The following is a 22,801-nucleotide window of genomic DNA, read 5'->3' on the forward strand; positions in this document are numbered from 1 at the left end:
CGGCGCCCGGGGGGAGGGCGCCAGTCTAGCAGATTGCGCCGGGCTCTTCACCGCCTGAGAGGATGTGCAGCCTTGCCTTGCGGCCCGGGTGGGTCGGCACGTTACAATGGCGACCTGTTTCCCTGAGCGCGGCGCACCATGAGCAAAGCAGAATCCCATCCCCTGATCGAGCCGTTTCTCGACGCCCTCTGGCTGGAGCGGGGGCTTTCCGACAACACGGTCAGCTCCTATCGCAGCGACCTGGAAAAATTTGCCCTCTGGCTCGATGAGCAAGGCGGTTCCCTGCTGCTGGCGGGGCTGGACGACATCCAGCACTACCTCGCCTGGCGGGTGGACCATCAGTTCGCGGCCAGCAGTACGGCCCGTTTCCTCTCGGCCCTGCGCCGCTTCTACCAGTATCTCAATCGCGAGAAGCTGCGCAGCGACGATCCCACCGTGCTGCTGGAGGGGCCAAAGCTCCCCAAAAAGCTGCCATCGGATCTGAGCGAAGCCGAGGTGGAGGCGCTGCTGCAAGCCCCCCTGGTGGACGATCCGCTGGAGCTGCGGGACAAGGCAATGCTCGAGCTGCTCTACGCCACCGGGCTGCGGGTGTCCGAGCTGGTGGGGCTGACCGCCGAACACGTCAGCCTGCGCCAGGGGCTGGTGCGGGTGGTGGGCAAGGGCAACAAGGAGCGCCTGGTCCCCATGGGGGAGGAGGCGGTGCACTGGCTGGAGCGCTACTACCGGGAGGCGCGTACCCTGCTCCTCGGCGGCACCAGCTCGGACGTGGTGTTCCCCTCCAAGCAGGCGCGCATGATGACCCGTCAGACCTTCTGGCACCGCATCAAGCTCTATGCCCAGCGCGCCGGCATCCAGGGCGAGCTCTCCCCCCACACCCTGCGTCACGCCTTCGCCACCCACCTGCTCAATCACGGCGCCGATCTGCGAGTGGTGCAGATGCTGCTGGGCCACGCGGATCTCTCCACAACCCAGATCTATACCCACGTGGCCAACGAGCGGCTCAAGGCACTGCACGGCCAGCACCACCCCAGAGCCTGATCGCCTCACCTGCCTTGCAACAAAAAACCGCCCGAAGGCGGTTTTTTTTCAGCACACGACAGGGAGGAAACGGTTATTTCCCCTGCTGGGATTTCAGCAAGTCGCGGATCTCGGTCAGCAGCTCCTGATCCTTGGTGGGGCCGGCCGGGGCAGCGGCTTCCTCTTCCTGCTTCTTCTTCAGGGTGTTGATGGCCTTGAGCCCCATGAAGATGGCGAAGGAGATGATCAGGAAGTCGATACAGGTCTGGATGAACTTGCCGTAGGCGATGACCACGGCAGGGGCATCCCCTTCGGCGGCCTTCAGGGTCACGGCGAGATCGCTGAAATCCACGCCCCCCAGGATCAGCCCGATGGGGGGCATGATCACGTCTCCCACGAAGGAGGAGACAATCTTGCCAAAGGCGGCACCTATGATGATACCGACAGCCATGTCGATCACATTGCCCCTGGATGCAAAGGCCTTGAACTCTTGAATCAGACTCATTTTTCCCCCTAGAAATGGACGAAGTGCCACCTGAGCGCACGTCGATTTGAATAATAAAACATCAGCAAAACAGAGGGATGACTAAAGATGTCTCCCGTCGTCCTGATTAGCTTGCGGGGCTCAAGCCCGATTGGCAACCTGTCATCCCGTGATTTTTTCTTGCGGACGTTATTAATCAATCACTAATTAAGGTCTTTGGGAGAGGGAATTGTCTGGGTTACCTTATGAGACCCTTCAATCATGCCAAGTGAATGAGCTGATGCGATATTTACTGCTGGGAATGATGCTGCTGTGCGCTTTTGCGGCCAGCGCGGGGATGGACCCCCATGTGTTGAAACAGACCATAGAGCAGCGCCTCGGTGTGCAGGTCTACCTGGTGGACGAGACCCCCATGCCGGGCCTCTATCTGCTGGGCACGGCCCAGGGACTGCTCTACAGCGATGCCAGGGGAGACTATGTGCTGCAGGGCTCCATGCTGGATCTGGCCCACGACATGAGAAACCTCACCCGGCTCAGCCAGCAGCAGCAACGCAGGCTGGCGCTCTCCCAGATAGGGGAGGCCCGGCTCTGGCTCAAGGCGCCGAACGAGCGCTACCGGGTGACCCTGTTTACCGATCTCGGCTGCCGCCGCTGTCACGCCGTGCTGGACGAGTTGCCGCAATTGCAGGAAAGAGGGGTGAGCGTGCAGTTGCTGCCCCTGGCTGCCCCCTTCGTCGAGCTGGCCGAGACGCAGGCGCTCTGGTGCGATCCCAGGCTGCTGCGCGAACTCAACTTCAGCGATCGTTTGCCTGAGAGCGGCTGTAATGCGATCCTTGCCCATCATATCGGCCTGAGCCAATGGCTCGGGATCAAGGCGTCACCGAGCTGGGTCCTGCCCAATGGCGACTTGGTGCGCGGTTACCAGAGCCCCGAACAACTGCTCAAGATACTGGATCACATCAATGCCCCTGCAAATCCGTCGTCGTCCGCGAGTTGATGATTCCCATCTGCCCGCCACCCTGCACCCGCTACTTCGCCAGATCTTCGCCAGCCGCGGGGTAGAAGATCCCGCTCTGCTGGAGCGCAGCGCCAACCAGCTGCTGCCGCCCCAGCGTCTGTTCGGCATGGCGCAGGCGGTGCCGCTGCTGGCCGAGGCGCTTACGGCGCAAAAACGCATTCTCATCGTCGGTGACTTTGACTGCGACGGCGCCACCAGCTCGGCCCTGTGCGTGCTGGCCTTGCGCGCCATGGGGGGGCACCACATCGATTTTCTGGTGCCCAACCGCTTCGAGTTCGGCTATGGCCTCACCCCGGAGATCGTCGAGCTGGCGGTGGCCCGCGGCGCCGAGTTCCTGATCACGGTGGACAACGGCATCTCCAGCATCGCCGGGGTGGCGGCGGCCAAGGCGGCCGGCATGCAGGTACTGGTTACCGATCACCATTTGCCCGGCCAGGAGCTGCCTGACGCCGACGCGATAGTGAACCCCAACCAGCATGGCTGCGACTTCCCCTCCAAGTCCCTGGCCGGGGTCGGGGTCGCCTTCTATCTGATGGCGGCTCTCAACACCCATTTGCGCCAGAGCGGCTGGTATGAGCGCCAGGGGCTGCGCGCCCCCAACGTGGCAGATTACCTGGATCTGGTGGCCCTCGGCACCGTGGCCGACGTGGTGGCGCTGGATGGCAACAACCGCATCCTGGTCCATCAGGGGTTGCAGCGGATCCGGGCCGGCCGTTGTCGCCCCGGCATCCAGGCGCTGGTGGATGTGTCGGGCCGCGACGGTCGTCGCCTGTGCGCTGCCGATCTCGGCTTTGCGCTGGGGCCGCGCCTCAACGCGGTGGGCCGGCTCGATGACATGTCCCTCGGGGTCGCCTGTCTGCTCTGTGACGACATCAACCTGGCGCGCCAGTTCGCCTCCGAAATGGACAGCCTCAACCAGGAGCGCAAGGAGATCGAGCAGGGGATGCAGCAGGAGGCGCTCGCCACTTTGGAGCAGATCCGTTTTCGCGACGGCGAGGTGCCCTCCGGCATCGTGCTGCACCGAAACGAGTGGCATCAGGGGGTGGTGGGGCTGGTGGCCTCCAAGGTGAAGGAGAAGTACTACCGCCCGGTCATCGCCTTTGCCGAGAGCAGCGAGACCGAGCTCAAGGGCTCCGGGCGCTCCATCCCGGGGGTGCACCTGCGCGATGCGCTGGAACTGCTCGATACCCGCCACCCCGGCTTGATGGGCAAGTTTGGCGGCCACGCCATGGCGGCCGGGTTGACCCTGCCCAAGGCCAATATCGAGGCCTTCGGGCGGGCTTTTGAGGCGGTCATCGGCGAGCTGGTGACCCCTGAGCTCTTGACCGGGGTGCTGCTCACCGATGGCGAACTGCTGCCGGACGAGCTCACCCTCGAGCTGGCGGAGCTTATTCGCGCCTCCGGCCCCTGGGGTCAGGCCTTCCCCGAGCCGCTGTTTGACGGCGAGTTCGTGCTGGTGCAGCAGCGGCTGGTGGGGGAGAAGCACCTCAAGATGATGCTGACCACGGATTCCGGCCACGCGGTGGATGCCATCGCCTTTGGCGTCGACTTGCAGCGCTGGCCCGATGCTTCGGTGAAGCGGGTGCGGCTGGTCTACCGGCTCGACGTCAACGAGTGGCGTGGCAACCGCAGCGTGCAGTTGTTGGTGGAGCATCTGGAAGCCGCCGGCCTCTGATCCCGCGAGTCTCTCTTGCTGTCGATGACGGCCACCTCAGGGTGGCCGTTTTTTTATGGTGTTAACCCGGATGTTGTCGTTGACCCGTCTATTGCTTCACAGTTTAAGCTTCCCTTCATCGGGTCACGGACCCCACTGCGAGTCGCTGTCATGAAAATATCCGAACTGGCCCGGCGCTGCGGCCTGGCCCGCTCTACCCTGCTCTATTACGAGAAGCTGGGGGTGATTACGGGCACGAGGGGCGCCAACGGCTATCGCCACTACGACGATGACGATCTGCAGCGGCTGCGGATGGTACAGGCCCTGCAGGCAGGTGGTCTCAGCCTCAAGCAGTGCCTCGCCTGTCTGGCTGGCGAGATAGATCAGGCGGCATTGCAGGCCCGGGTCAGGGAGCTGGATGAAGAGCTGGCGCGGATGCAACGCGCCCGGGATCTGCTGGCGGATCTCGCCGGTTTGCGTGCGCACTCCGGCGACGAGTTCAAGGCCTGGCAGCGGCAACTGCAGCATCAAGCCCCGCAGGCTTACTTTGCCTGGGTGATGAAGCAGGGATTCAGTGAAAAAGCGCGTTACCACCTGCAGTGGCTCAGCAAAGACATGAATGAACATGAGCGCTACATCCGGGATTTCAAGCTGCTGCTGGATGGCATGAGCTATTGGGGGCCGGGCGATAGCCTCTTCACCCAGCAGCAATTTGCCGCGCTGCCCAGCCAGCCTCGCCGGATCTTCGACATGGGCTGCGGGCGCGGCTCCGCCACCCTGGCGCTGGCACAGGTGACGGACGCCACCATAGTGGCCATCGATCTGGACGAGGAGGCGCTGGCCGCCGTGGCGAGATCGGCCAGCGCGGCTGGCTTTGAGCAGGTCACCACCCTGTGCGCCAACATGGCGGCGCTGCCGGCGGACCTGGTCCCCGCCGATCTCATCTGGGCCGAGGGGAGCGCCTACACCATAGGGGTGGCCAATGCGCTCAAAGCCTGGCGGGCGTACCTTGCCGATCCTGATGCCTGCCTGGTGCTGAGCGACCTGGTGTGGCTGACTGACACGCCCCCAGAGGAGGCGCTGGCGTTCTGGCAGCGAGATTATCCCGCCATGCAGACCCTGGCGGGCCTGCTCAAAACGGTGCAGGAGGCGGGTTATCGCTGTCTGTGGCACACCCCGTTGCCGCCAAGGGCCTGGGACAACTATCTGGATCCCATCGAGCGCAATCTGGCGCGCCACAGTGCCGAGCTGGGGGATAGCCCAGCTTGGCAGGATCTGAGCCGGGAAGTGGCCATTCACCGCCAATACCTGGGCAGCTATGGCTATGTGATCTGCTGCCTGCAGGCAGTCTGATCAGGTCATCCATTGCAAGATAACAAACGGAGAAAACCTTATGAATATTCTCATTCGACCTGAAACGGGCGCCGATCACGACGCCATTGAAGCGCTGACCGTGGCCGCGTTCCTCAATGCCCCCCATACCGATCACAACGAACAGCTGATCGTGCGTGACCTGCGCCAGGCCGGGGCACTCAGCCTGTCGCTGGTGGCGGAGCAGGCGGGGCGGGTGGTCGGCCACCTCTGCTTCTCGCCGGTCACCATCAGCGATGGCAGCCCGCACTGGTATGGCCTTGGCCCCATTTCCGTCTCCCCTGCGCTTCAGGGCAGGGGGCTGGGGTCACGGCTGATGGACGCGGGTCTGGCCGAGCTCAAGGGGATAGGGGCGGCCGGCTGCGTGGTGCTGGGGGATCCCGGCTTCTACGGCCGTTTCGGTTTCGTGCCCGAGCCGGGGTTGACGCTGCCCGGCGTGCCAGCCGAGTACTTCATGGCCCGCTCGTTCGGTGCTGCCATGCCCAGTGGCGAAGTGTGTTACCACCCGGCCTTCCAGCAGGGGTAAGCCCTCACCTTGAGGAAGATGAAAGCCGCTTTCTCAAGGTGGTGCAACCTTGCCGGTTTTAGGGAATGGGGCGGTGTTTAATATCGCTCCTGTTAATATCTCATGGTGGAAAATGCAATAAGTGACGGTATTGTGATATATTCCACCTGTAATTTTTCTTGACGGACAGCCCCCTTGTCATCCTCTCGCCGCCCCTCGTCATGGCCGATGGTGCTTGCCATCGCCTGCCTTCTCTGGCTTGCCGCTGCGGCGGCGGCAGGGGTCGTTGCAACTAAGGGAATGGAGACGCAAGGGCAGGAGCGGCCGATGCTGTTCCATGAGCCAGCGAACCCGGGGCTTGCCGACAACGTCAGCCTGCCGCCCGCCTCCCAGTGGCGGCTCGGTTTCGAGCAGGGACGGCGACTGGAAGGGGCCGCTCATGCCGAGCTCTACCAGATGCTGCTGGCCTGGTTCCAGCACGAGATCCTCGGCCTGCTCTGTGGCCTGCTGTTCTTCCTGCCCCTCATCTACCTCAGGCAGCGGCCCGACTACTTCGGCGCTCTGCACACACGGCGGCTTCGCTGCCACCACCTGCAATATCGCTTCTGCCAGGGCGACTAGGTTCACCAGCCGGGCGCCTGCCCGTTTGATCCCCGTCATTGAGTACCGCTGACCGGGCTGCTCGGCAGTCTGGCGGCTGCCGTGGTCATTACCGGGTGCTGCGCCAGCTCTCTCTGTAAACGTCATCTTCGCGACTGGCCGTTGGCCGGGCGCGGACGTGCTCTTATTGCAACCAAGTGGTGAACTCATTCATGGACTATTACGTCAATCTCTTCATCCAGTCGATCTTTGTGGAAAACCTGGCGCTGGCCTTCTTCCTTGGCATGTGCACCTTCCTGGCCGTTTCCAAGAACATCAACACCGCCTTCGGTTTGGGCATGACGGTGCTGGTGGTCATGGTAATCGCCATCCCCCTCAACAACCTGATCTACCGCCATATCCTGCGTCCCGAGAGTACCTTCCTCGGGGAGTTTGATCTGGGCTTTCTCGATTTCATCGTCTATATCGGGGTGCTGGCGGCCCTGGTGCAGGTGATGGAGATGGTGCTGGACAAACATTTCCCGGCGCTCCATCACGCGCTCGGTATCTATCTGCCGCTGCTGACGGTGCACTGCGCCATCTTCGGCGGGGTGATGTTCATGGCCCAGCGGGATTACGACTTCATCGAATCCGTGGTCTACGGGGCGGGCTCAGGGCTGGGCTGGCTGCTGGCCATCGTCGCCATTGCGGGGTTGCGCCAGAAGATGAAGTATTCGGATGTGCCAGAGGGGCTACGGGGGATCGGCATTACCTTCATCGTGGCCGGGCTGATGTCCCTCGGCTTCATGTCTTTTTCCGGCATCTCGCTCTGAGCCATGGGCCGGGTGGTGGCCCAATGAAGGTGCTCAATCCAGACGCTTTGCCATGTTGTAGCCGGTGATGGTGAAGCCCAGCGCCTGATAGAGCGCCAGTGCCCTCGGGTTGTCATGGGCCACCCTCAGCTTGATCTGGTGGATGCCTAGGGGGGCGAGCTGCGCTTCCAGGGCGGCCATGGCTGCCTTGCCGAGGCCGCGACCACGATGGGGCGGTGTCACATAGAAGTCGTAGATGAAGGTGGTGCCGGCGGCGCCGTCGATGGCGTGCCAGAGATAGCCCAGAGGCTCGCCCGGCGCGTTCGAGGCTTCAGGTACCATGGCGAGCAGGTGATGACCCGGGGTGGCGACACCCAGTGGCAGGAGCTGCTGCAACGAGGCGTCGGCCTGACGGTGGGCGTCAGGCAGCGCCATCCCGTGGTTGCTGGCAAGATCCTGGGCGTAATCCTCGATGAAGTAGTCGCGATAGGCGGGAAAGTCTGCGTCACGCAGGGGGATCAGGCGAACGGTGAGAGTCGGCATCCGGCACAGCACTCCAGAGAAGGGGAGTGGCCACGTTACGCCAGAACGGCGCCAATCACAAAGGGACAACCGCTGCCTGCGCGGTGACGGCGATAAAAAAAAGAGCGCCCAGAGGCGCTCTTTTTTCTGCCAGCAGGAAAAGAGGCTTATTTGACCTCTTCCCCCTTGGCTTGCAGGTCTGCGTGGTAGGAGGAACGCACGAAGGGACCGCAGGCGGCGTGGCTGAAGCCGAGATCCATGGCCACATCCTTGAGTTCGTCGAACTCTGCGGGCGGCACATAACGCTTCACCGGCAGGTGGTGGCGGCTCGGTTGCAGGTACTGGCCCAGGGTCAGCATGTTGACGCCGTGCTCGCGCAAGTCCTTGAGTACCTGCACGATCTCTTCGTTGGTTTCGCCCAGACCCATCATGACGCCGGACTTGGTCGGCACGTGGGGGTGCATCTCCTTGATGCGGCGCAGCAGCTCCAGCGACCACTTGTAGTCGGCACCCGGCCGGGCGACCCGGTACATGCGCGGGGCGGTTTCCAGGTTGTGGTTGAACACGTCAGGCGGGGTCTCGCGGAACACCTCCAGCGCCTGCTCCATCCGGCCACGGAAGTCCGGGGTCAGGATCTCGATGCGGGTCTGCGGGCTGTGCTCGCGGATCTGCTTGATGCAGTCGGCGAAGTGCTGGGCACCGCCGTCCCGCAGATCGTCGCGGTCCACCGAGGTGATCACCACGTATTTGAGCCCCATCTCCTTGATGGTCAGCGCCAGCTTCTTCGGCTCCTCCGGATCCAGCGGCAACGGACGGCCGTGGGCCACGTCGCAGAAGGGGCAGCGGCGGGTACAGATGGCGCCCATGATCATGAAGGTCGCGGTGCCGTGGTTGAAGCACTCCGCCAGGTTGGGGCAGGAAGCCTCTTCACACACAGAGTGCAGCTTGTTTTTGCGCAGGGTGCTCTTGATGTGCTCGATCTTCTGGCTCGACGGCGGCAGCTTGATCCGCATCCACTCCGGCTTGCGCAGCACTTCCTCGTTGGGATCCGGCATGAATTTCACCGGGATCAGGGCCATCTTGTCGCCATCGCGCAGCTTGACGCCCGGCTCCATACGAACGGGTTTGCTCATGATTCACTCTCGGTGTTTGTTATTGTCTGGTTGACGGTCACCAGAGGCCTTGCGGCTCCCTCGTGACCACGGGGCATGGGGTTGCTCATGCCGCCTCTTCGGTATTCGTGATCTCTTGGTAGCCAATCAGGCGGGCCAGCTCCGTCACCAGCAGGGACTGTGCCTCGGCGACGCTCTGTGGGCCGCCCAGGGCGCTGGTCTGGGTCATGGCCATGCCCGCATAGCCGCACGGATTGATGCGCAGGAAGGGAGTCATGTCCATGTTGACGTTGAGGGCCAACCCGTGGAACGAGCACCCCTTGCGAATGCGCAAGCCCAGGGACGCCAGCTTGGCCTCCATACCCAGATCGCTCTTCACGTAGACGCCCGGGGCATCGGCCTTGGCGTAGGCCTCAATATTGCTTTTGGCGAGCGTGTTGATGATGGCGGTTTCGAGGCAGGTCACCAGCTCCCGTACCGAGAGCTTGCTGCGGCGCACATCCACCAGCACGTAGAGCACCAGCTGGCCCGGGCCGTGATAGGTCACCTGGCCACCGCGATCACTCTGCACCACCGGGATGTTGCCGGGGGCGAGCAGGTGTTCGGCCTTGCCGGCCTGACCCTGTGTGTAGACGGGGTCATGCTCCACCACCCAGAACTCGTCCGGGGTGTCGGGGGTGCGATTGTCGGTGAACGCCTTCATGGCGTCCCACACCGGCTGGTAGGGGCGACGGCCCAGCTGTCTGACGAGCAGTTGGCCGGCTGACGGTTGTGGCTCGGCGGGCGTTTCGAGTGACATCTTTCCTCACTGGCGGCGCGGTGTCGGTACGGTCGCCGCTGCGACCGGGCGGCAAATAATCAGTCGCCCCGGTGGCGGGGCGAGAGAGGCAACTTACAGGACGTAACGAACCAGCTCGATCTTGCCAAGGGCGGTATACATGGCCTCGATGTGTTCCTTGCTCTGGGCGGTGACCGTCACCCGTACCGAGTGATAGTTGCCCTTGGAGCTAGGTTGAACGGTCGGGCTGTAGGTGCCGGGAGCATGTTGCTGCAGCACTTCCACCACCATGTCGGGCAGGGCGGGATCGGCCACGCCAAGCACCTTGAACGGGAACTTGCAGGGGAACTCCAGCAGTTCATCAAACTTGGTATTCATCTACTTCACCTTTCTGGGTCGCCGGGACGCGACGTCATCTTTACGTCTTTGAGGGCCGCCGAAACGGTCCCCTCATCTGCCCCCAGGGGACAGTTCCCAGTCTATATGGGCATGAGCCGCCTCGGGATCAAGACCCGGCGGTGCGGCAAGACGTGGAAATGCTGCTTTTTACCACAAATCGTCAGTCGGCGGAACCTGCAGATTACAGGGTTATTGACTGGACAGACCGCAAAAGACAGGAGCGGCGCCTGTTGGCGCCGCTGCTTGAGGAAGGGTCTGTTACTTGAACCAGCTGGAGACCAGCATCACCAGGTAATCCCACAGGCGGCTCATCAGGCCACCTTCCTGCACCTCTTCCAGGGCAACCAGGGGAACCTGCTTGATCTCCTTGTCCCCTTGCTTGAGGTACACGGTGCCGACGCGCTGGCCCTTGGCCAGGGGCGCCTTCAGCTCGCTCTCCAGCTGGAAGTCCGCCTTGAGGTTGTTGCCCTGGCCACGGGTGACCAGCACGGAGACGTCCTTGTCGACCCCCAGCTTCACTTCCGGCTTGTCGCCCATCCAGATCTTCTGGGTGACCAGTTCGGTGCCCGCCTTGTAGGGGGTCAGGCTCTGGAAGAAGCGGAAGCCGTAGGTGAGCAGCTTCTTGCTCTCGGCAGCGCGGGAGGCCTCGCTGTTGGCCCCCATGACCACGGCGATCAGGCGCATGCCTTCGTTGTTGGTGGCGGAAGAGACCAGGTTGTAGCCGACCTGGCTGACGTGACCTGTCTTGATGCCGTCAACCTGCAGGGATTGGTCCCACAGCAGGCGGTTGCGGTTGTGCTGGGTGATGCCGTTGAACACGAAGGACTTCTGGGAGTAGATCTTGTACTCCTCCGGCTGATCGTGGATCAGGGCCTGACCCAGGCGGGCCATGTCGCGGGCGGTACTGTAGTGGCCCTCTTCATCCAGGCCGTGGGGGTTCTTGAACTGGGAGTCCTTCATGCCGAGCTTGGCGGCCCAGGCGTTCATCAGGCTGGCGAAGGAGTCGGTGCTGCCTGCCAGGTGCTCGGCCATGGCGACGCAGGCGTCGTTGCCGGACTGGATGATGATGCCCTTGTTGAGATCATCGACGGAGACCTGCTTGCCCACCTCGATGAACATCTTGGAGGAGTCGGAGTAGTTCTTGGACCAGGCGTTCTGGCTGATGGTCACCATGTCGGTGCCCTTGATGTTCCCTTTGTGCAGCTCGTCGCCGACGATGTAGGAGGTCATCATCTTGGTCAGGCTGGCGGGGGGCAGACGCTCGTCGGCGTTCTGCTCGGCCAGCACCTGGCCCGAGAAGTAGTCGATCAGGATGTGGGCCTTGGCGGAGATCTCGGGCGCGGCAGGCACCACCATGGGGGCGCTGTTCAAAGTGGGGACCGGCTGGGCACTCGGCAGGGCCGAATCCGGGGTCGGAACAGGCTGGTTGGCCTGAGCGGTGGCGCTTAACAGGGAGGCCAGAATAACGGAGCGGGCAAATTTGGACATCTTGAAATTCCTGGTGCCTGGATGGGATGTACCCAAGTTGAAAAAAAGCGGGCCCCACTATACCAGATGTGCGTGTCGGTCATAGTCCGAGATGCGACCTGGACGGGATTTTATGGGATGGTCCCCGACCTCGCGTCGTATCCCGGCGCGAGGTCGGGGCGGGTATCAGGGCACGATGAAGGCCTGCTCCAACCCACCCTGGCGGATCTGCTCGAGCAGAGGGGCCTGCTTGTCGCTGGCCACGGGTCCGAGCAGGACGCGGAAGACGGCGCCATGTGCCACCACCTGGTACGGCACGCCATAGCGCTGGGTCATCACCTTGCCCATGGCCTCGGCCCGCGCCTGCGAGCCGCTGGCGAGCACCTGGATCATCTTGCCCTGGGTCGCACCGGCCTTGGGGGGGGAGACGGTGGTGGTTGCCGTGGCGGCAGGAGCAGGCGCGGCCTTGGCCGGTGCCGTGGGGGCCGGCGTCTCGTTCGCGAAGGAATTGGCTGCTGGCGCCGCAGGCTCCATGGGCGTCATCGGGGTCATGGGCACCATCTCTACCATCTGATCCGGCTGATCGGTGATGAGTTCGAGGCGCACCCGGGCCTCACCCCCTTCCACCATCTCCAGCTGCGCGGCGGCGGCGTGGGAGAGATCGATGAGGCGATCGCTGCCGAAGGGGCCGCGATCATTGACGCGAACTATGGTCTCCAGACCGTTGTCCAGATTGGTGACCCGCACGTAGCTTGGCAGGGGCAGGTTGCGGTGGGCGGCGCTGAACAGGGTGCTGTCCTGCACGTCACCGTTGGCAGTCTTGTTGCCGTCCAGATCCCGGGAGAGCCAACTGGCAGTGCCTTCCTCGCTGTAGTGCTTGACGTCGCGCCACACCTCAAACTTCTGCTTGCCGATCCAGTAGTCCCGGTTGCCGCTCTCGCTCATGGGTTCGGGGCGGGGAATGGCGCCGGTCGCCTGGGGAATCTCGATGACCTGGGGCTTCTCCTGGGGGATGGGCTCTGGCGGCAGCGGCTGGGGCTCGGGTTGGCTGCTACAGGCGGCCAGCAACAAGGTCAGGCTGAGGGGAAGAAGTTTGTGGCTGTAATGCATAAGCGTCCTGGATTGCTTGACTGAGTTGATGCACCGCCATCGCATAGAGAGGGCTGCGATTGTAGCGGGTGATCACGTAAAAATTGTGGCGCGCGACCCAGTATTCCGGTCCTTCGGCCTGCTCCATCGCCAGCAGTTTTACCGGCGTCTCGGGTGACGGCGGTGTGGCGACTTCTATGCCCGCAGCGGCCAGCTCTGCCCAGCGGTGTCTTAGCTCGGGCTCGGGTGCAAGCAGGGTACCTACTGGCGCCAATCCGATCAAGGCGGGCTCCACCACCGGCTCGCCCCAGCGCCAGTGGTGCAGGGCGAAGTAGTTGGCCACGCTGCCGATGGCATCTGCCGGGTTGGCGAAGAGATCCCGCTTGCCGTCTCCGTCGAAGTCGACCGCGTAGTGGCGGTAGCTGGAGGGCATGAACTGGCCCATGCCCATGGCGCCGGCATAGGAGCCCTTGAGATTGGTGAGCGGCCACTTCTCTTCCCGGGCAAGCAGCACCAGCTGGGCAAACTCCTTGGCGAAGAAATCCGCCCGTTCTGGGTAGTGGAATCCCAGGGTGTAAAGGCTGTCGAGCACCGGATGGCGGCCCATCTGTCGACCGTAAAAGGTCTCGATGCCGATGATGGCGACGATGAGGGAGGCGGGGACCTGGTAGGTCTGCTCGGCCCGTGCCAGGGTGGCGGCATGGCGCTGCCAGAATCCCACTCCGTCCCGGATGCGCTCCGGGGTGACGAACAGCGGCCTGTAGCGGTGCCAGGGCTTGGCTTCCCAGGGGCGGCGGATGGTGTCCAGTACCTCCTGGCGCAGGCTGGCCTGGGCGGCGGCGGCCTGCAACTCTGCCAGCGGCACCTGCTGCTGCTCGGCCAGCAGGCTGAGCCGGGCCGGCGAGACGGCAGCACCCGCCGTCAGGGTGCACAGAGATAGAGCCAGCCAGCCGAGCCGCATCAGGCGAGCAGCCGCCTGTGGGTCTGGATGGACATCAGAACGCCGAAGCCCGCCATCAGGGTCACCATGGAGGTGCCGCCGTAGCTCACCAGTGGCAGGGGAACTCCTACCACTGGCAGGATGCCGCTTACCATGCCCATGTTGACGAACACATAGACGAAGAAGGTCAGGGTCAGGGCGCCCCCCAGCAGGCGTTCGAAGCTGTTCTGGGCCTGCATGGAGATAAACAGGCAGCGGCTGATGATGTAGAGGTAGATGACCAGCAAGAGGGCCACTCCCACCAGACCGAACTCCTCGCTGAAGACGGCGAAGATGAAGTCGGTGTGGCGCTCTGGCAGGAATTCGAGCTGGGACTGGGTACCTTGCAGCCACCCCTTGCCGAACACGCCGCCGGAGCCGATCGCAATCTTGGACTGGATGATGTGATAGCCGCGACCGAGCGGGTCCTTCTCCGGGTCCAGCAGCATCAGCACCCGCTGGCGCTGGTAGTCGTGCATCAGGAAGAACCAGAGTACCGGCATGAAGGCGCAGATGAGCAAGACCGCGAGCCCGATGAGCCACCAGCTGATCCCCGCCAGGAAGATGACGAAGAAGCCGGAAGCGGCCACCAGGATGGAGGTGCCGAGATCGGGTTGGGCCGCGATCAGCAGGGTGGGCAGCAGCACCATCACCAGGGCGATCATCACATGGCTGAACTTTGGCGGCAGGGAGTGCCGGCTGAGCCAGGCGGCCACCATGATGGGCATGGAGAGTTTCATCACCTCGGAGGGCTGGAACTTCATGAAGCCGAGATCGAGCCAGCGCTGGGCCCCCTTTCCGATATGGCCGAACACGTCCACCGCGATGAGCAGCAGCACCACCACCGCAAACAGGGGCACCGACCAGCGGGCATAGAGGGAGGGCGGCAGCTGGGCCATGCCGATCATCAGACCGAAGGCCAGGGCGCCGCGCACCAGCTGGCGCACGATGGAGTCGAGATCCTGGCCCGAGGCGGAGTAGAGCACCACCATGGAGAGGGCCATCAGGGTCAGCAGGCCGAGCAGCAGCGGCAGGTCGATGTGCAGCTTGTACCAGATGCTCTGCTGGCGGGCAGAATTACTCATTGGGAAACGACCTCACTCGGTTGGGACGGCTTTTCCGGTGCCGGTGGCAACTGGGGTTCCGGCGGCAGCAGATAGGCATCCAGCATGTGGCGGGCGACCGGTGCCGCCATGGCGCTGCCGCCCCCGGCGTTCTCCAGCACCAGGGCGACCACCGCCTTGGGTGCCTCGAAGGGAGCGAAGGCGACGAACAGGGCGTTGTCGCGGTGCTCCACCTTGGTGGTGGCCGCGTTGTAGACCTGGTTCTCTTTCAGGCCCACCACCTGGGCGGTGCCAGACTTGCCCGCCGCCTTGTAGGGGGTATTGGCGAAGGCGCGGCGCCCCGTCCCTTCGTGGCCGTTGATGACGCGCCACATGCCGTCCTTGGCCACCTGCCAGTAGGTATCGCTCTTGGCGGCGATGGCCACGTTCGGGTTGATGGGGGCGTTGACCACGCCATCGGAGGAGGCTGTGCTCTTGAGCAGGTGCGGCGTCACGTCGTGACCGTTCTGGGTCAGGATGCTGATGGCCTTGGCGAGCTGGATCGGGGTGGCGCTCCAGTAGCCCTGGCCGATGCCGATGGAGATGGTGTCCCCCTGGTACCAGGGTTGACGCCAGCGGGCCATCTTCCAGTCCCGGGAGGGCATGACGCCCCGGGTCTCTTCATAGAGGTCCACGCCGCTGTACTGGCCGAAGCCGAACTTGGTCATGTAGCTGTTGATCTTGTCGATGCCGACCCGGTAGGCGAGATCGTAGAAATAGGTATCCGCCGAGACCTCGATGGCGCGATAGACGTCGAGCCAGCCGTGGCCCCAGCGGCGCCAGTCCCGGAACTTCTTGGTGGTGCCCGGGATGGAGAAGCTGGGCCCGCCGAAGTAGCGGTAATTGGGGGTGATCGCCCCCTCATTGAGCCCCATCACCGCCATCATGGGCTTGACGGTGGAGGCGGGGGCATAGATGCCCTGGGTGGTGCGGTTGACCAGCGGCCGGGCGGGATCGTTGAGCAGCGCCGAGTAGTTGGCGCTGGAGATGCCGGTCACGAACAGGTTGGGGTCGTAGCTCGGGCTCGACTCCATGGCCAGGATGGCGCCGGTGTTGGGCTCCATCATCACGATGGCGCCCCGGCGGCCGGCCAGCAGCTCCTGGGCTTTCAACTGCAGGCGGATGTCGATGTTGAGGTAGATGTCCTTGCCGGGCTCGGGGGGCTGGAATTTCAGGGTGCGCACCACCCGGCCGCGGTTGTTCACCTCGACCTCCTGATAACCCGCCACGCCGTGCAGCTGATCCTCGTAGTACTTCTCTACCCCCTGTTTGCCGATGTCCTTGGTGGCGGCATAGTTGGCGAGCTTCTCCTCCTTCTCGAGGCGCTCCACGTCACGGGTGTTGATCTTGGCCACGTAGCCCAGGGCATGGGTCAGGGTATCGCCGAACGGGTAGTAGCGCTTGAGGTAGGCCTCGATGCTGGCCCCCGGGTAGTTGTGCTGGTTGACCGAGAAGAGGGCGACCTGGTATTCGGTCAGCTTCTCGAACAGGGGCACGGGCTTGAAGCGGCGCTGACGTTTGACCTCGGCCAGGAACTTCTCCTTGGTCCCCTCCGGCAGGGCCAGCAGGGTGATGAGGTCGTCCGCGGTCTTCTCCAGGTTCTCGGTCTCTTCGGGCACGATCTCCAGGCTGTAGACAGGGCGGTTTTCCGCCAGCAGGACACCGTTGGCGTCGTAGATGAGGCCACGGGGCGGCGCCACCGGTACCACACGGATGCGGTTGTCGTTGGATCGGGTCTGATAAGTTTCGTAAGACTCTACTTGCAGGTAGTAGAGGTTAGCCAGCAGCACCAGCATGAGGGTGACCATGCCGATGTAGGCGACCAGGGTGCGCCGGAAGAACAGACGTCCCTCGGCACTGTGATCGCGCATTTCAATGCGATTCTTCAGCATGCCGTTACCTTGTGGCTGACGTGCGGGTGAGAGAGGAGAAATGCATGCTCAGGGTCGGCATGGGTCACTCTCTGTGATAAGGGTGATTGGTGGTGATGCTCCAGGCGCGATAGAGGCTCTCGGCCACCAGTACCCGCACCAAGGGATGGGGCAGGGTCAGGGGCGAGAGAGACCAGCTCTGCTCCGCGGCAGCCTTGCACTCGGGGGAGAGCCCCTCCGGGCCACCCACCAGCAGCGCCACATCCCGGCCATCCAGCTTCCAGGCTTCCAGTTGCACGGCGAGCTGCTCCGTGGTCCAGGGCTTGCCCGGAATGTCCAGGGTCACGATACGGGAGCGGCCGGCGGCGGCCAGCATGGCTTCCCCTTCCTTTTGCAGGATGCGGGGAATGTCGGCATTCTTGCCGCGCTTGCCTGCGCCGATCTCGACCAGCTCGAACGGCATGTCTTTGGGGAAGCGGCGACGGTACTCTTCGAAGCCATGCTCTACCCAGGCAGGCATCTTGGTGCCCACGGCAATCAACTGGATCTTCATCTTTGGTTACGCTGTCGCCCTTTATTGCGAATTGACCTGGGCGGCGCCGCTCCAGAGTTTTTCCAGCTGGTAGAAGTCGCGGTACTCATCCTGCATCACGTGGACGATGACCGACCCCATGTCCACCAGCACCCACTCACCGGTGAGTTCCCCTTCCACGCTCAGCAGGTCGAGCCCCGCATGACGGGCCTCGCTGGCGAGGTTGTGGGCGATGGCACTGACGTGACGATTGGAGTTGCCGGAGCAGATGATCATGGTGTCCGTGATGCTGGATTTGCCGCGCACATCGAGGGTGATGATGTCGCGGCCTTTCATGTCATCGATCTTGTCGACGATAAAGGCGAGCAATTCTTGGCCTTGCAATGTCTTCTCCTATCTTCCGGCGCCAGAGGGCGGCGGATTATATCATGGTCACTCCCGTTTCCCAGCCTGGCAAAGGGAGCATCGCCCGGGGAGGCGTCCCGTGGGGGAGGGGCCCCTTGACGATCACTATAGTGTGCAACCCGGCCTGGCAATAGTCAGGGCCGGGCCCGGTGCGCCCGGACGTGTCGGCTGATCCGCCTGCGTGGCGCCGTTTACTGCGTTGCCGATGAGCGGTAGAGCCCGTGGCGCCGGATATAGTCGGCGACCGGGTTGGGCAGCAGGTATTTGGGATCCTGGCCTGCCGCGAGCAGGGCACGCAGGCGTGTGGCCGACAGCTCGACGGGCAGGTTGTCACAAAGCCAGACATGACCGTGGCGCTGGCGATGGAGATCCTGAATGTCCCGGGTCTGGTGGCGGGCCAGCAGCTCGGCAACCTGGACGGAATAATCCGGTTGCCAGCCTGGGCGGCAGCTCACCACCAGATGGGCGTAATCGAGCAGCTCCTGCCAGCGGTGCCAGCCCGGCAGGCCGAGCAGGGAATCCATCCCCATCAAAAAGCAGAGCGGGGTGTCCGGCAGCTCGCTCCTCAACTCGACAAGGGTGTCGATAGTCCAGGAGGGGGTGTCGCGCCTGAGCTCCCGCTCATCCACCACGAATCCCGGGTTGTCCGCCGCAGCGAGCCGGACCATGGCGAGCCGCTGCTCGCTGGAGCAGAGCGGATTGGCCCGGTGGGGCGGGATATGGTTCGGGAGCAGGCGCACCTCGGCCAGACCCAGGGCGTCCCGTGCCTCGATGGCGGGCCTCAGGTGGCCGATGTGAATGGGATCGAAGGTGCCGCCGAGGATCCCGATGGGCGGTGTCAGCATGATTCCGTCTCCAGCAGGGGGAGCGGGGTACCGTCACGAAAGCCGAGGGCGATGGTTTGCAGCATCAGCCAGGCCTGTTCGGTGTCGAAATGGCGCTGGGCATGGTCCAGCTGGGCCATCAGTTGCCAGAGTTGCCGGATCTTGGGGAAGGGAAGCCGGGTCAGCGCCTGCTGGATGAGCTGCTGGCGGCTCTGCCAGATGCGCAGGCGGCTGAAATGCTCCACCAGGGGCTGTCCGGCGCGGGCGGCCAGCGCCAGCTCGGTGAGCTGCTCCAGCTCGCGGCACAGGGTCCAGGCCAGCATGCCGGGTTCGGTGCCCTCGGCGCGCAGGGCCAGCAGGATGCGCTGGGCCCGGTTCACCTTTCCTTCCAGCAGGGTATCGACGAGCTGGAAGGGAGTGAAGTGGGCGTGGCGGATGATGGTCTCCTGCAGATAGGCGACGCTGATGGGCTGGGGCGGCGAGAGCAGGGTCAGCTTCTCGATCTCCTGGCTCGCGGCCAGCAGGTTGCCCTCGTAGGCGTGGCACATGAAGTTGACCGCATCCGGCAGTGCCTTGAGGCCGAAGCGCTGAAAGCGGGCGCTCATCCAGCGCGGGAAGAAGCGGGGCTCGGGGTGGTTGACCGGTACATAGGTGCCGCTCTGGCTCAGCTTGTCGAACCAGGCCGCCTTCATCTGGGTCTGGTTGAGGCGGGGGCCCGAGAGCACCAGCAGCAGGTCGGGGTGGAGCTGCTTGCCAATGTCGCTGATGCGGGCGGCGAGATCCTTGTCGATCTTGGCGGGCAGCTCCAGCTCGATGATCTGGCGGGCCGAGAACAGGCTCATGGCCTGGCAGGCATCGTAGACCTGGTTCCAGTCCAGCCCCTGTTCCACCACGAAGCTGTGGCGTTCATCGAAGCCCTGTTTGCGTGCCACCTGGCGCACGGCGTCGACGGCTTCCAGCTTGAGCAGGGGCTCGTCCCCAAAAATGAGATAGCAGGGCTTGAGCCCTGCCTTGAGATGATCCGCAAACTGCTCGGGATAGACTCTCATCAACACCCTCTCATCAAGATACGCGCATCAGAACTTGACCTGACTGAGCTGGCGAATAACCAGGTTGGCGGCCTGCTCCTGCATCTCCTTGCCGAGCTGTTCCTGCTCGCGGGAGGAGGCGAGTGCCGCATCCGGCTTGTTCAGGAAGCTGCGGTTGAAGGTGATGGGGAAGACCTGGGTCGGTTTGCCCGGCATGACCACGGTGAACTGGGTGCTGTAACTGAGCAGGTATTCGCGGTCCTGGCCGATGGAGTCGACGGAGGCGACCTGGCTGCGGCTACGTACCCCGGCCAGGGTCAGCACCGGGATGCCCTCCTTGTCGGCGAGCTGCACGCCAGCGGCCTTGAGGCGGGTGGTGACCAGTCGGTAGAAGTCGCTCTTGTTGTCACCGACCACTTTCATGGTCATCAGTTCGGGGGGAATGGCGGTGCCCCGCATCTGAAAACCGCAGGCCTGCAGCAACAGTCCTGCCAGCACGATGGCCATCCAGCGCGTGAAGATGGTGCCCATAAAAAATCCTCTTTGCATGAAGGGAAGAGCGGCGGGCGCAGGGCCCGCCGTCATCATCCGTGTGTCGTCAGCCCCTGGCCCAGACCGTCGGCCGCCGCCAGGGGAGGCGTCATCAGTTGGCCACGATGTTGAGCAGTTTGCCCGGCACGTACACGACTTTGCGCACGGTCAGACCGTCGGTGAACTTCTGTACGGACGCATCGGCCATGGCCAGCTTCTCGACGTCGGCCTGGCTTATCTCGGCCGGCACGGTCAGCTTGCCGCGCATCTTGCCGTTGATCTGCACCACCACCAGCTTCTCGGTCTCGACCATGGCCGCTTCGTCGGCCACCGGCCAGGCCGCGACATCGATGTCCCCTTCCTTGCCCAGCATCTTCCACAGCTCGAAGCCGATGTGCGGGGTGATGGGGTAGAGCATGACCACGACCGCTTCCAGCGCTTCCTGCATCAGGGCGCGATCCTGAGCGTCGCTGCCCAGTTTTGCCAGGTTGTTCATCAGCTCCATGATGGCAGCGATGGCGGTGTTGAAAGTCTGACGGCGACCCACGTCGTCGCTCACCTTGGCGATGGTCTTGTGCAGCTCGCGGCGCACGGCTTTCTGGTCGCTGGTGAGGGCGGCGACGTCCAGTGCGGCAACGGCGCCACCGGATACGTGCTCGAAGGTGATGCGCCACAGGCGACGCAGGAAGCGCTGGGCACCCTCTACGCCGGAGTCGGACCACTCCAGGGTCATCTCGGCCGGGGAGGCAAACATCATGAACAGACGGACGGTATCGGCGCCGTAACGCTCCACCATCAACTGCGGGTCGATGCCGTTGTTCTTGGACTTGGACATCTTGGTCATGCCGGAGTGGATCACTTCACGACCCTCAAGGTCGACCGCCTTGGTGATGCGGCCCTTGTCGTCACGTTCCACCTTGACGTCGAGGGGGCTGACCCAGACGTTGCCGCCCTTCTCATCCTTGTAGTAGAAGGCGTCGGCCAGCACCATGCCCTGGCAGAGCAGGCGCTTGAACGGCTCGTCGCTGTTCACGAGGCCCGCATCACGCAGCAGCTTGTGGAAGAAGCGGGCGTAGAGCAGGTGCATACAGGCGTGCTCGATGCCGCCGATGTATTGATCCACCGGCAGCCAGTGGTTGGCAGCCGCCGGATCCAGCATGCCCTTGTCGTAGTCCGGGGAGCAGTAGCGGGCGTAGTACCAGGAGGACTCCATGAAGGTGTCGAAGGTATCGGTCTCGCGGAACGCTTCCTGGCCGTTGTAGGTGGTCTTGGCCCACTCGGCGTCGGCCTTGATCGGGCTCTGGATGCCATCCATCACCACGTCTTCCGGCAGCAGTACCGGAAGCTGATCTTCCGGGGTCGGCACCACGGTACCGTCCGCCAGGGTCAGCATGGGGATGGGAGCGCCCCAGTAGCGCTGACGGGAGACACCCCAGTCGCGCAGACGGTAGTTGACGGTGCGCTTGCCCTTGCCGAGCCCTTCCAGCTTGTTGGCGATGGCATCGAAGGCACCCTGGAAGTCGAGGCCGTCGAACTCGCCGGAGTTGAACAGCACGCCCTTCTCGGTATAAGCCGCTTCGCTCACGTCGACGTCACCATCAACCGGCTTGATGACAGGCTTGATCTCGAGGCCGTACTTGGTGGCGAATTCGTGGTCACGCAGGTCGTGACCCGGTACCGCCATCACGGCGCCGGTGCCGTAGTTCATCAGCACGAAGTTGGCGACCCAGACGGGCACCTTGCGGCCATCCAGCGGGTGAATGGCGTAGAGGCCGGTTGCCATGCCCTTCTTCTCCATGGTGGCCAGTTCAGCTTCGGCTACCTTGGTGTTCTTGCACTCTTCGATGAAGGCGGCCAGCTCCGGATTGTTCTGGGCTGCTTGCTGCGCCAGCGGGTGACCGGCGGCGATGCCCACATAGGTCACACCCATGAAGGTGTCCGGACGGGTGGTGTAGACCTCGAGGTGCTCGGCCTGACCGTCGATATTGAAGCTGATGTTGACCCCTTCGGAGCGGCCAATCCAGTTGCGCTGCATGGTCTTGACCATCTCCGGCCAGCCTTCCAGATTGTCGATGTCGTTCAACAGCTCTTCGGCGTAGTCGGTGATCTTGATGAACCACTGAGGGATCTCTTTTTGTTCCACCGGGGTGTCACAGCGCCAGCAGCAGTTGTCCACTACCTGCTCGTTGGCCAGCACCGTCATGTCGTTCGGGCACCAGTTGACGGAAGAGGTCTTCTTGTAGACCAGGCCCTTTTCGTAGAGCTTGGTGAAGAACCACTGCTCCCAGCGGTAGTAGTCCGGCTTGCAGGTGGCCAGCTCCCGATCCCAGTCATAGCCCAGACCCAGCATCTTCAGCTGGTTCTTCATGTATTCGATGTTTTCGTAGGTCCAGGGGGCCGGCGCCGTGTTGTTCTTGATGGCGGCGTTTTCTGCCGGCAGGCCGAAGGCGTCCCAACCGATGGGTTGCAGCACGTTCTTGCCATTGAGCCGTTGATAACGGGAGATCACATCACCTATGGTGTAGTTGCGAACGTGCCCCATGTGTAGACGACCAGACGGATAGGGGAACATGGAGAGGCAGTAGAACTTTTCCTTGTCTACTTTCTCCACCGCCTTGAAGGTTTTCTTGGCATCCCAGTGCTTCTGCACTGCTGGTTCTATGGATTGGGGAACGTATTGCTCTTGCATTGGTGACATCCGGATCTGTGAAATGAATAGAT

Annotated in this window: 23 protein-coding genes; 7 read left to right on the forward strand and 16 right to left on the reverse strand. The window is 63.2% G+C overall.

All coding sequences use genetic code 11. The annotated features are described in order from the left end of the window. The first annotated feature begins 138 nt into the window (after positions 1-138). Entirely contained in the window at positions 139-1,038 is a 900-nt protein-coding gene (xerD, locus tag C2U47_RS15445) for a site-specific tyrosine recombinase XerD (protein WP_010673745.1), read from the forward strand. A gap of 73 nt (positions 1,039-1,111) precedes the next feature. Here xerD and mscL read toward each other — a convergent pair whose 3' ends face one another. Then, complete coding sequence (gene mscL, locus C2U47_RS15450; RefSeq protein ID WP_010673746.1) at positions 1,112-1,522, reverse strand: large-conductance mechanosensitive channel protein MscL; 411 nt, start codon at positions 1,520-1,522, stop codon at positions 1,112-1,114. 259 nt (positions 1,523-1,781) lie between these two features. Between mscL and C2U47_RS15455 the strand changes: the two genes are divergently transcribed. From C2U47_RS15455 to nqrE, 6 genes are all read left to right on the forward strand, one after another. Then, the gene (locus C2U47_RS15455; RefSeq protein ID WP_029314092.1) at positions 1,782-2,498 is read left to right on the forward strand and encodes a DsbC family protein; all 717 of its coding nucleotides are present in this window, start codon (positions 1,782-1,784) and stop codon (positions 2,496-2,498) included. Continuing rightward, positions 2,464-4,194, forward strand: a complete 1,731-nt coding sequence (recJ, locus tag C2U47_RS15460; RefSeq protein WP_010673748.1) for a single-stranded-DNA-specific exonuclease RecJ — start codon at positions 2,464-2,466, stop codon at positions 4,192-4,194. Before C2U47_RS15455 ends, recJ begins: the two co-directional genes overlap by 35 nt. Before the next feature lie 150 nt (positions 4,195-4,344). Then, positions 4,345-5,526 (forward strand): MerR family transcriptional regulator, encoded by a 1,182-nt coding sequence (locus tag C2U47_RS15465; protein ID WP_010673749.1) that lies wholly within the window; start codon positions 4,345-4,347, stop codon positions 5,524-5,526. A 40-nt stretch (positions 5,527-5,566) separates the two neighbouring features. Further along, complete coding sequence (locus tag C2U47_RS15470) at positions 5,567-6,070, forward strand: GNAT family N-acetyltransferase (protein ID WP_010673750.1); 504 nt, start codon at positions 5,567-5,569, stop codon at positions 6,068-6,070. Between the two features lie 174 nt (positions 6,071-6,244). After that, positions 6,245-6,670 carry a hypothetical protein gene (locus tag C2U47_RS15475; protein ID WP_233735819.1) on the forward strand — a complete coding sequence of 142 codons (426 nt, stop codon included), beginning with the start codon at positions 6,245-6,247 and terminating at the stop codon, positions 6,668-6,670. Positions 6,671-6,861: 191 nt separating this feature from the next. Then, entirely contained in the window at positions 6,862-7,461 is a 600-nt protein-coding gene (gene nqrE, locus C2U47_RS15480) for an NADH:ubiquinone reductase (Na(+)-transporting) subunit E (protein WP_010673752.1), read from the forward strand. 33 nt (positions 7,462-7,494) lie between these two features. On the opposite strand, the gene C2U47_RS15485 is transcribed toward nqrE, so the two are convergent. The 15 genes from C2U47_RS15485 to leuS all read right to left on the reverse strand — a co-directional run bounded on the left by C2U47_RS15485 (position 7,495) and on the right by leuS (position 22,769). Next, the gene (locus C2U47_RS15485; protein WP_010673753.1) at positions 7,495-7,983 is read right to left on the reverse strand and encodes a GNAT family N-acetyltransferase; all 489 of its coding nucleotides are present in this window, start codon (positions 7,981-7,983) and stop codon (positions 7,495-7,497) included. Between the two features lie 146 nt (positions 7,984-8,129). Next, complete coding sequence (gene lipA / locus C2U47_RS15490; RefSeq protein WP_010673754.1) at positions 8,130-9,095, reverse strand: lipoyl synthase; 966 nt, start codon at positions 9,093-9,095, stop codon at positions 8,130-8,132. An 85-nt stretch (positions 9,096-9,180) separates the two neighbouring features. Next, positions 9,181-9,873, reverse strand: a complete 693-nt coding sequence (lipB, locus tag C2U47_RS15495; RefSeq protein WP_010673755.1) for a lipoyl(octanoyl) transferase LipB — start codon at positions 9,871-9,873, stop codon at positions 9,181-9,183. A gap of 93 nt (positions 9,874-9,966) precedes the next feature. Then, a complete protein-coding gene (ybeD, locus tag C2U47_RS15500) occupies positions 9,967-10,230 on the reverse strand; it encodes a DUF493 family protein YbeD (protein ID WP_010673756.1) in 264 nt (87 codons plus the stop codon). Positions 10,231-10,509: 279 nt separating this feature from the next. Next, positions 10,510-11,739, reverse strand: a complete 1,230-nt coding sequence (locus C2U47_RS15505) for a D-alanyl-D-alanine carboxypeptidase family protein (protein ID WP_010673757.1) — start codon at positions 11,737-11,739, stop codon at positions 10,510-10,512. Between the two features lie 165 nt (positions 11,740-11,904). After that, positions 11,905-12,828, reverse strand: coding sequence for a septal ring lytic transglycosylase RlpA family protein (locus tag C2U47_RS15510; protein WP_029314093.1), 924 nt, complete (start codon positions 12,826-12,828; stop codon positions 11,905-11,907). Further along, positions 12,770-13,768 carry a lytic murein transglycosylase B gene (mltB, locus tag C2U47_RS15515; RefSeq protein ID WP_010673759.1) on the reverse strand — a complete coding sequence of 333 codons (999 nt, stop codon included), beginning with the start codon at positions 13,766-13,768 and terminating at the stop codon, positions 12,770-12,772. Before mltB ends, C2U47_RS15510 begins: the two co-directional genes overlap by 59 nt. Further along, entirely contained in the window at positions 13,768-14,871 is a 1,104-nt protein-coding gene (gene rodA / locus C2U47_RS15520) for a rod shape-determining protein RodA (protein WP_010673760.1), read from the reverse strand. The genes mltB and rodA overlap by 1 nt, the downstream gene beginning before the upstream one ends. After that, positions 14,868-16,781: a penicillin-binding protein 2 gene (gene mrdA / locus C2U47_RS15525; protein ID WP_010673761.1), complete on the reverse strand. Its 1,914-nt coding sequence runs from the start codon at positions 16,779-16,781 to the stop codon at positions 14,868-14,870. The genes rodA and mrdA overlap by 4 nt, the downstream gene beginning before the upstream one ends. Before the next feature lie 64 nt (positions 16,782-16,845). Then, positions 16,846-17,313: a 23S rRNA (pseudouridine(1915)-N(3))-methyltransferase RlmH gene (rlmH, locus tag C2U47_RS15530; RefSeq protein WP_005298242.1), complete on the reverse strand. Its 468-nt coding sequence runs from the start codon at positions 17,311-17,313 to the stop codon at positions 16,846-16,848. Positions 17,314-17,334: 21 nt separating this feature from the next. Beyond that, the gene (gene rsfS, locus C2U47_RS15535) at positions 17,335-17,676 is read right to left on the reverse strand and encodes a ribosome silencing factor (protein WP_010673762.1); all 342 of its coding nucleotides are present in this window, start codon (positions 17,674-17,676) and stop codon (positions 17,335-17,337) included. Positions 17,677-17,888: 212 nt separating this feature from the next. Beyond that, positions 17,889-18,542: a nicotinate-nucleotide adenylyltransferase gene (gene nadD, locus C2U47_RS15540; protein ID WP_010673763.1), complete on the reverse strand. Its 654-nt coding sequence runs from the start codon at positions 18,540-18,542 to the stop codon at positions 17,889-17,891. Next, positions 18,536-19,570, reverse strand: a complete 1,035-nt coding sequence (holA, locus tag C2U47_RS15545) for a DNA polymerase III subunit delta (protein WP_010673764.1) — start codon at positions 19,568-19,570, stop codon at positions 18,536-18,538. The genes nadD and holA overlap by 7 nt, the downstream gene beginning before the upstream one ends. A 27-nt stretch (positions 19,571-19,597) precedes the next feature. After that, on the reverse strand, positions 19,598-20,080 hold the full coding sequence (locus C2U47_RS15550) for an LPS-assembly lipoprotein LptE (protein ID WP_010673765.1): 483 nt from the start codon (positions 20,078-20,080) through the stop codon (positions 19,598-19,600). A gap of 112 nt (positions 20,081-20,192) precedes the next feature. Further along, positions 20,193-22,769, reverse strand: a complete 2,577-nt coding sequence (gene leuS, locus C2U47_RS15555) for a leucine--tRNA ligase (RefSeq protein WP_010673766.1) — start codon at positions 22,767-22,769, stop codon at positions 20,193-20,195. Positions 22,770-22,801 lie beyond the last annotated feature (32 nt).

The sequence above is a fragment of the Aeromonas sp. ASNIH7 genome (genome assembly GCF_002903485.1).
GTDB lineage: Bacteria > Pseudomonadota > Gammaproteobacteria > Enterobacterales > Aeromonadaceae > Aeromonas > Aeromonas caviae.

Excerpts from the sequence above, each read along its gene's own strand:
- xerD (WP_010673745.1), top strand. The coding sequence starts at position 139 with ATGAGCAAAGCAGAATCCCATCCCCTGATCGAGCCGTTTCTCGACGCC.
- mscL (WP_010673746.1), bottom strand. The coding sequence starts at position 1,522 with ATGAGTCTGATTCAAGAGTTCAAGGCCTTTGCATCCAGGGGCAATGTG.
- C2U47_RS15455 (WP_029314092.1), top strand. The coding sequence starts at position 1,782 with ATGCGATATTTACTGCTGGGAATGATGCTGCTGTGCGCTTTTGCGGCC.
- recJ (WP_010673748.1), top strand. The coding sequence starts at position 2,464 with ATGCCCCTGCAAATCCGTCGTCGTCCGCGAGTTGATGATTCCCATCTG.
- C2U47_RS15465 (WP_010673749.1), top strand. The coding sequence starts at position 4,345 with ATGAAAATATCCGAACTGGCCCGGCGCTGCGGCCTGGCCCGCTCTACC.
- C2U47_RS15470 (WP_010673750.1), top strand. The coding sequence starts at position 5,567 with ATGAATATTCTCATTCGACCTGAAACGGGCGCCGATCACGACGCCATT.
- nqrE (WP_010673752.1), top strand. The coding sequence starts at position 6,862 with ATGGACTATTACGTCAATCTCTTCATCCAGTCGATCTTTGTGGAAAAC.
- C2U47_RS15485 (WP_010673753.1), bottom strand. The coding sequence starts at position 7,983 with ATGCCGACTCTCACCGTTCGCCTGATCCCCCTGCGTGACGCAGACTTT.
- lipA (WP_010673754.1), bottom strand. The coding sequence starts at position 9,095 with ATGAGCAAACCCGTTCGTATGGAGCCGGGCGTCAAGCTGCGCGATGGC.
- lipB (WP_010673755.1), bottom strand. The coding sequence starts at position 9,873 with ATGTCACTCGAAACGCCCGCCGAGCCACAACCGTCAGCCGGCCAACTG.
- ybeD (WP_010673756.1), bottom strand. The coding sequence starts at position 10,230 with ATGAATACCAAGTTTGATGAACTGCTGGAGTTCCCCTGCAAGTTCCCG.
- C2U47_RS15505 (WP_010673757.1), bottom strand. The coding sequence starts at position 11,739 with ATGTCCAAATTTGCCCGCTCCGTTATTCTGGCCTCCCTGTTAAGCGCC.
- C2U47_RS15510 (WP_029314093.1), bottom strand. The coding sequence starts at position 12,828 with ATGCATTACAGCCACAAACTTCTTCCCCTCAGCCTGACCTTGTTGCTG.
- mltB (WP_010673759.1), bottom strand. The coding sequence starts at position 13,768 with ATGCGGCTCGGCTGGCTGGCTCTATCTCTGTGCACCCTGACGGCGGGT.
- rodA (WP_010673760.1), bottom strand. The coding sequence starts at position 14,871 with ATGAGTAATTCTGCCCGCCAGCAGAGCATCTGGTACAAGCTGCACATC.
- mrdA (WP_010673761.1), bottom strand. The coding sequence starts at position 16,781 with ATGCTGAAGAATCGCATTGAAATGCGCGATCACAGTGCCGAGGGACGT.
- rlmH (WP_005298242.1), bottom strand. The coding sequence starts at position 17,313 with ATGAAGATCCAGTTGATTGCCGTGGGCACCAAGATGCCTGCCTGGGTA.
- nadD (WP_010673763.1), bottom strand. The coding sequence starts at position 18,542 with ATGCTGACACCGCCCATCGGGATCCTCGGCGGCACCTTCGATCCCATT.
- holA (WP_010673764.1), bottom strand. The coding sequence starts at position 19,570 with ATGAGAGTCTATCCCGAGCAGTTTGCGGATCATCTCAAGGCAGGGCTC.
- C2U47_RS15550 (WP_010673765.1), bottom strand. The coding sequence starts at position 20,080 with ATGGGCACCATCTTCACGCGCTGGATGGCCATCGTGCTGGCAGGACTG.
- leuS (WP_010673766.1), bottom strand. The coding sequence starts at position 22,769 with ATGCAAGAGCAATACGTTCCCCAATCCATAGAACCAGCAGTGCAGAAG.